This is a genomic window from Mesorhizobium sp. LSJC285A00, assembly GCF_000503155.1.
Lineage (GTDB): Bacteria > Pseudomonadota > Alphaproteobacteria > Rhizobiales > Rhizobiaceae > Mesorhizobium.
Genome location: NZ_AYVK01000001.1, coordinates 290,799 through 297,167, shown reverse-complemented (window position 1 = coordinate 297,167; position 6,369 = coordinate 290,799). Strand labels below are relative to the sequence as shown.

General features: G+C 62.6%; 6 protein-coding genes and 2 tRNA genes. 5 read left to right on the top strand and 3 right to left on the bottom strand.

Annotation, left to right across the window (positions count from 1 at the left end; genetic code table 11):
• The 3 genes from X726_RS165155 to X726_RS165165 form a co-directional block, all read right to left on the bottom strand.
• The coding region (locus X726_RS165155) for a DAK2 domain-containing protein (protein WP_023667710.1) at positions 1-468 on the bottom strand (468 nt) is incomplete at its 3' end.
• A 24-nt stretch (positions 469-492) separates the two neighbouring features.
• Positions 493-1,500: a dihydroxyacetone kinase subunit DhaK gene (locus X726_RS165160; protein ID WP_023667709.1), complete on the bottom strand. Its 1,008-nt coding sequence runs from the start codon at positions 1,498-1,500 to the stop codon at positions 493-495.
• Positions 1,501-1,707: 207 nt separating this feature from the next.
• Positions 1,708-1,782, bottom strand: a tRNA-Asn gene (locus X726_RS165165).
• 231 nt (positions 1,783-2,013) lie between these two features.
• Here X726_RS165165 and X726_RS165170 point away from each other — a divergent pair.
• The 5 genes from X726_RS165170 to X726_RS165190 all read left to right on the top strand — a co-directional run bounded on the left by X726_RS165170 (position 2,014) and on the right by X726_RS165190 (position 6,260).
• Positions 2,014-2,274, top strand: a complete 261-nt coding sequence (locus X726_RS165170; RefSeq protein WP_023667708.1) for a PGPGW domain-containing protein — start codon at positions 2,014-2,016, stop codon at positions 2,272-2,274.
• Between the two features lie 336 nt (positions 2,275-2,610).
• Positions 2,611-2,684 (top strand) — tRNA-Cys (locus X726_RS165175).
• Positions 2,685-2,787: 103 nt separating this feature from the next.
• Positions 2,788-3,462 (top strand): protein-L-isoaspartate O-methyltransferase, encoded by a 675-nt coding sequence (locus X726_RS165180; RefSeq protein WP_023667707.1) that lies wholly within the window; start codon positions 2,788-2,790, stop codon positions 3,460-3,462.
• Between the two features lie 185 nt (positions 3,463-3,647).
• Positions 3,648-5,033 (top strand): TolC family outer membrane protein, encoded by a 1,386-nt coding sequence (locus tag X726_RS165185; protein ID WP_023667706.1) that lies wholly within the window; start codon positions 3,648-3,650, stop codon positions 5,031-5,033.
• A gap of 330 nt (positions 5,034-5,363) precedes the next feature.
• Positions 5,364-6,260 carry a PopZ family protein gene (locus X726_RS165190; RefSeq protein WP_023667705.1) on the top strand — a complete coding sequence of 299 codons (897 nt, stop codon included), beginning with the start codon at positions 5,364-5,366 and terminating at the stop codon, positions 6,258-6,260.
• Positions 6,261-6,369: the final 109 nt, after the last annotated feature.

Below are 6,369 nucleotides of genomic sequence, written 5' to 3'. Positions count from 1 at the left end.
GCCGGCCAGCCCCTTGCCGGCGGCCAGTGCCTCGCCCGCAGCCGTCGCGGCCGGCGCCCACGCATCGATCATCGTCTTTTCCCCAGGCTCGGCCTTGCCGCGATCCTGAATGCCTCTGGCCATCGCTTGGAACATAGCGACCGCGTCGGCGTCGTCGAGCGTCGCCTTGCCCTTGACGGCGGCCGCGCCGCGCATGAATGCCGTGGCATAGAGCGGGCCCGAGGAGGCGCCGACGGCGTTGAGGAACGACTTCGCCGCCGTGTTCAGCAAGATGGTCGGATCGGTGGTCCCGTCGTCCAATACGGCCACCGCGTCGCGTGCCGCGGCAAATCCCAACTCCATGGCAATGCCGTGGTCGGCATCGCCGATCACCCCGTCAAGCGCGCACAACCGGTCCCGGTCGGCTGACATGGCGTCGGTGATGGCAACGAACATCGCGGCAAGGCGGGTGGTGTCGATTGTTGTCATCTGTTGTTCCTTGCCGTCCCCAGTTTACCCGGCGCGAAACATGGCGCAGTCGCAAGGGTGGTCGAGCATCGTTTGCAACTCGTCGTCGAGGTGGTGCAGCGTGATCGAAGCGCCGGCCATTTCGAGCGAGGTGCAGTAATTGCCGACCCAGCTTGCGTGAATGGATACACCGATATCGTCAAGCCGCTGCTTCACGCGCCGGTTCATGATGTAGAGTTCCATCAGCGGTGTCGAACCCAGCGAATTGACCAGCACGGCGACCTTCTCGCCGCGTGCCGGCGCCATCTCGGCGAGAATCCTGTCCAACATTTCGTCGGTGATCTCGTCGGCCGTTTTGAGTTTTCCGCGTGCGATGCCGGGTTCGCCATGGATGCCCATGCCGATCTCCATCTCGTCGGGTCCGATTTCGAAATTCGGCCGGCGGGTTTGCGGCAACGAACAGGGCGCCAATGCGACGCCCATGGTAAAGGTGTGGTCGTTGGCTTTCCCGGCAATGCGTTCGCATTCATCGAAAGACAACATGCGGTCGCAGGCGGCGCCTGCCGCCTTGAAGATGAAGAAGTTCCCTGCGACACCGCGCCGCTTGTGCCTGTCACCAACGGGCGCGGAAGCGACGTCGTCGGTGCTCAGCACCGTGCGCACCTCGATGTCGTCCATCGCGGCCATCTCGGCCGCCATGTCGAAATTCATGACGTCGCCGGCATAGTTGCCGTACATGAACAGCACACCGGCGCCGCCGCTCGCCGCCTTGGCGCATTCGAGGATCGGGTCGGGCGGCGGAGAGGCGAAGACATTGCCGATCGCCGCCGCGTCGGCCAGCCCCTTGCCGACGAAGCCGAGAAAACTCGGCTCGTGGCCCGAGCCGCCACCAATGACGAGGCCTACCTTGCCTTGGCGCGGTCCATCGCGGGCGATGATCGAGCGCGGGCTTCCGTCAACGGCTTTGAGATGGCGGGGATGCGCAGCCAGGATGCCTTCCAGCATCTCGTCGACGGCCCGATTGCCGTCATTGATGATCTTCTTGGTTTGCACCAACGTCCTCCCGATTTGGTATTTTCATAGGTGATACCGGGCGTTATCAGGCTGCCTTCGGGCGAGGGCAGGGGCGCGATGCCCACCAAACTGCCTCGATCGGCTTCGTAGCTGTTACCAGCCGTTCTGGCAGAAGCTAAGCGGACCGAAGTGCGCGGACAATGGCGCTGTAGTGTACAAGATCGCACCACGGCTTAGAAAAGGCGGTGGCTCCCCGGGCCGGATTCGAACCAGCGACCAACCGGTTAACAGCCGGTTGCTCTACCACTGAGCTACCGGGGAATAGAGGCTCTCATGTGAGTGGCGCAGCCTATAGCAAACCCTTTTCGGCTTTGCAAAGAAGCATTTCGCATTTTTTAGCGCATTTTCACCCAATGGTTTCTGGCAATCGCCGGATGACACCACATATGAGCCGTCTTGGGCGCCGTCGGACCTTGGTCGGCGGAACCTGAAAGGCGATTGCAGCCTTTAGCGCATATGGCTTTATCGAAGGCAACCGGATCGACTTTCGACATGACTGCAGCAGACGAAAACCAGGCACCGGCGCGGAAAATCTCGGTGTTCGGGCGCGAGTTCACCATGCCGCGCTCGCGCGGGCTGAGGATCGCCATCGGTATCATGCTGGTGTTTTTCGGCCTTCTCGGTTTCCTGCCGATTCTCGGCTTCTGGATGATTCCGCTCGGCCTTTTGGTGCTTTCCTACGAATTTGCCGCGGTGCGCCGCCTGCGGCGCCGGTTCGTCGTCTGGTGGGAACGGCGTCGCCGGCCAAATTGAAAGCGATGGCGCGCGGTCCCGGTTCAGTGGACGCTTCGCTTCCACCCCCCCCGCAGACCTTCCCCTCGAATATCTCCTTGAGAACGGCAGCCCCTGGTGTCAGCCGCGCGTTTACGGTGAAAGCCAGTTTGCACCCGCTGCGTAAAGCTGCGGGTTCGAGTTTCGCCGGTCGCGCAGCCATGCTTGAGGAGCGGCCAATATGCCGGTGCGCCAAGCGCTGAAATCGCTCGGGAACCACGTTGCGGCGGCTGATGAGGAAAGCGCGCCGGAATGCCGCGCGGACGCTTGACGACCTTTCGCTGCCACCATATTGAGTTCGCTCGCCGGGAGCGATGAGGCCTCGTGGCGGAGTGGTTACGCAGAGGACTGCAAATCCTTGCACCCCGGTTCGATTCCGGGCGAGGCCTCCAATCGCTTCAACTCCCGCATGCCGGGGGCTTGAGTTCGAATGCGCCGCAGTGTCGGCGCGACAAGCGCATTCAGCGCATTGGCTTTTGACGGATTGGTTGGGACATGAGCGCTGATTTCTCCGAACTTCGCGTCAAGATGGTCGACGGCCAGGTCCGCACCACCGATGTGACCGACGCAGCATTGCTCGATGCCATGCTTGCCGTGCCGCGCGAGGCCTTTGTCGGGGCCGGCCAACAGGCTCTCGCCTATATCGACGAGGATATCCGCATCTCCGACGGCGCCGATGGCAGCGGTGCGCGCTACCTCATGGAGCCGTCGCCACTGGCCAAGCTTTTGCAGTTGGCCGAGATCGACGCCGGCGATTCGGTGCTCGATGTCGGCTGCGGCACCGGTTATTCCGCGGCGCTGCTGTCCAGGCTGGCCAAATCCGTCGTGGCGCTGGAAAGCGATACCACACTGGCGGAAGCAGCCAAAGCGGCGCTTTCGGCGCAGGGCTGCGATAACGTCACCGTGGTCACCGGCCCACTGCCGCAAGGTCATGCCGCCAAGGCGCCCTACAATGTGATTCTCATCGGCGGCAGCGTCGAGAAAGTGCCTGCGGCGCTGCTTGACCAGCTTGCCGAAGGCGGCCGGCTGGTGGCTGTGGAAGGGCAGGGCAATGCGGGCGTAGCCCGGCTCTTTTTCAATGCAGGGGGGGTTGTAACCGGAAGACGGGCATTTAATGCGGCAATTAAGCCACTACCCGGATTTGAACGCATTCATGCCTTCGAGTTCTAAGTGATTTTGCCTTGCAGCAAAGACTCTGTCATGTTGGCTTGCGATTGAACAATCGTTGCTGATTGGTTAACCGGGGTTTCGGGAGGCTGTCAGCGGGGGAACGATACATCGACGCGGCGCTGGCCGATCCCTAGGGATGGGCTGGCGTGGCGTGGTTCCCGTGCAAAACGAATGAGGGATATAAAGTGCCGTCCTTAGCCAAGAGTTTGTTTGTTACTGTCCTCATTTCCGCGACAGCGCTTTCGCCGATAGCCGCCTCGGCGGAAACCATTCTCGGCGCGCTTTCCAAGGCCTACCAGAACAATTCCTCGCTGAATTCGGCCCGTGCCGGCGTGCGCGTCACCGATGAGGGCGTGGCGATCGCCAAGTCGGGCTATCGCCCGGTGATCACTGGTTCGGCTGATATCGATTACACCTCCAGGCACCTGAACGGCAGGAACGCGAGCCTGGCATTGACCACCGGCAGCTTCGGCGTTCGGATTGATCAGACGCTGTTCGACGGCTTCCAGACCAAGAACAGGGTCGCGTCGGCCGCTGCACAGGTGAGGGCCTCGGTCGAGGGCCTGCGCAACACCGAAGAGAACACGCTGTTCAACGCGGCGAGCGCCTATATGGACGTGATTCGCGACCGCCAGGTGGCGGTGCTGACCGAACAGAATCTGCAGTTCCTGACCGAGCAGGCGCGCGCGGCACGCTCGCGCTTCGAGGTCGGCGAGGGCACGCGCACCGATGTGGCGCAGGCCGACGCGTCGCGTTCGGCCGCGGTGGCGCAATTGAGTGCTGCCCGTGCGCAGGCTCTGGCCAGTGCGGCAACCTATCATCAGATCGTCGGTGACGAGCCGGGCAAGCTCAAGGCCGCGTCGCCGTTGGCGAAGCTGTTGCCGAGGAGTCTCGAGGCGGCGATCGGCATTGCATCGAACGAGCATCCGGCCATCCTGGCCGCCCTACATTCCGTCGATGCAGCGGGATTTGATGTAAAGACGCAGGAAGGTGCGTTGCTGCCGCAGTTGACTGCCAGTGCCGGCCTTTCCCATGCCTATCAAAATACTGTACCTGGCGCGGGGAATTCGGACGGCGACTCCAATGCCGCAACCGTCGGCGCGACGCTGACCGTTCCGATCTATTCGGGCGGCCGTACCTCCGCACTCGTTCGTCAGTCGAAGGAATCGCTCAGCCAGGCTCGCATCGAGGTGGATGTCAGCCGTGACTCGGTGCGCCAGGCCGTGACCTCGGCATGGACGCAATACATCGCAGCGCGTGAAAGCGTCGACGCTAATCGGCAGGTGATCGCGGCCGCACAGTTGGCGCTCAACGGCGTCATCGAGGAGCGCAATGTCGGACAGCGCACCACGCTCGACGTGTTGAATGCCCAGAACGCCGTCATCTCGGCAAAGATCGACCTCGCCAGCTCCGAGCGCGATGTGGTTGTAGCGAGCTACGCCATCCTGTCGGCCATGGGCCGCCTGTCGGCCGATCGCCTGGCGTTGAATGTGGTGAAGTACAAGCCTGAAGAGCACTACAGAGCCGTCAAGGACAAATGGATCGGGCTGCGTACGCCGGACGGTCGTTGATCGCGACTGAGCGGTTCAAATCCCGCCAAGATTGAAAGTATCGTAGCGCCGCGCTTCCCAAGGATGCGCGGCGTTTGTCTTTTGTAGCCTAAATTGTTGAAATCCGGCGTCTTCCGAGATTGGGGATTCTCGGATGGCGATCCGTCGGCTACGCTGTCGCCATGATTCGTATCCGGCTTTGCCGGACAGGAATCCAGGAACGGGTCACTGCAGCGCCACGCGTCCGATGGATGCGCAAAGGAGGCTGTAGAACTTTGATTTTGCGCCTGATCCTCTTCGAAAATCGAAGATCGATTTTCGGGATCATGCGCGGGGGCGGCGGATGTGACGATGGCGACGGCAAGCAGCGCACAGCGCGAACCTTCCATGGAAGAAATACTGGCTTCCATCAGGAGGATCATCGAAGACAGCGACACAGGCCGCAAGCTGCCGGGCGACGCGGATGAGTTGCGCCAGGACGTTGTGCCGGCCGCCGGACCTGTTTCGGATGTCGAGGCCTTCCGCAGCGAATTGCACAGCTCGACCGAAAGCAAGAAGCCGGTGACGCTGGCCGAGGTGCAGGCCCAACTGGCCGAGCCGGTGGTTGCGCGGCTGGAGCCGCGCTCCGAGCCGTCGCCAGTGAAGCCGGCCATTGCGGCAAATGCCACGACCGCCGCGCCACCCGCGCATGCTCCGATGACATTGGCGGAAGTAAGCGCCAGGATAGCCAGTGAGCCAGCTCCCGCCGTCAGGGCAGAAGCTGCAGTGCGGGCAAAGGCGGAAACCACCGACTCGATCGTCACGGATTGGCGCCGCGAAATCGCGGCCGTTGGCAATCAGGCAAAACCGGCTGACACAGTACGGCGGCCCGAGATCAGGCAGCCGGAGATCAGGCAGCCAGAGACTGAAAATCGGCAGGCAGCAATCGCGGAGGTCGAGGCTTTCGAAGACGATCTCGCTGCCGAGCCGGCTTTCGAGCCTCATCCTTCGCGCAGCGAGCACGCGCGCCCGGCCGATACAACTCCGGTTCGGCCGGCGATCGTTTCGGAACATACGGGACGGCAGGTCGCAGCCGCCTTCGGCGAGCTCTCCGACGCCTTCGCCAGCCGCAGCAAGAAGACCTTCGACGAGATGGCCGAGGAGATGCTGCGGCCGATGCTGCAGGACTGGCTGGACAACAACCTGCCGACGCTGGTCGAGCGCCTGGTACGCGAAGAAATCGAGCGCGTCGCGCGCGGCGCGCAATAGGCATCACCACAGCCCGTTCCGGATTAAAGCGCCGCCTTCGGGCGGCGCTTTCTCGCTGCAGGCCAGCGTCCGGCTGATGTCGCGAATGCGATCAGCTTCCCGTCGGGAT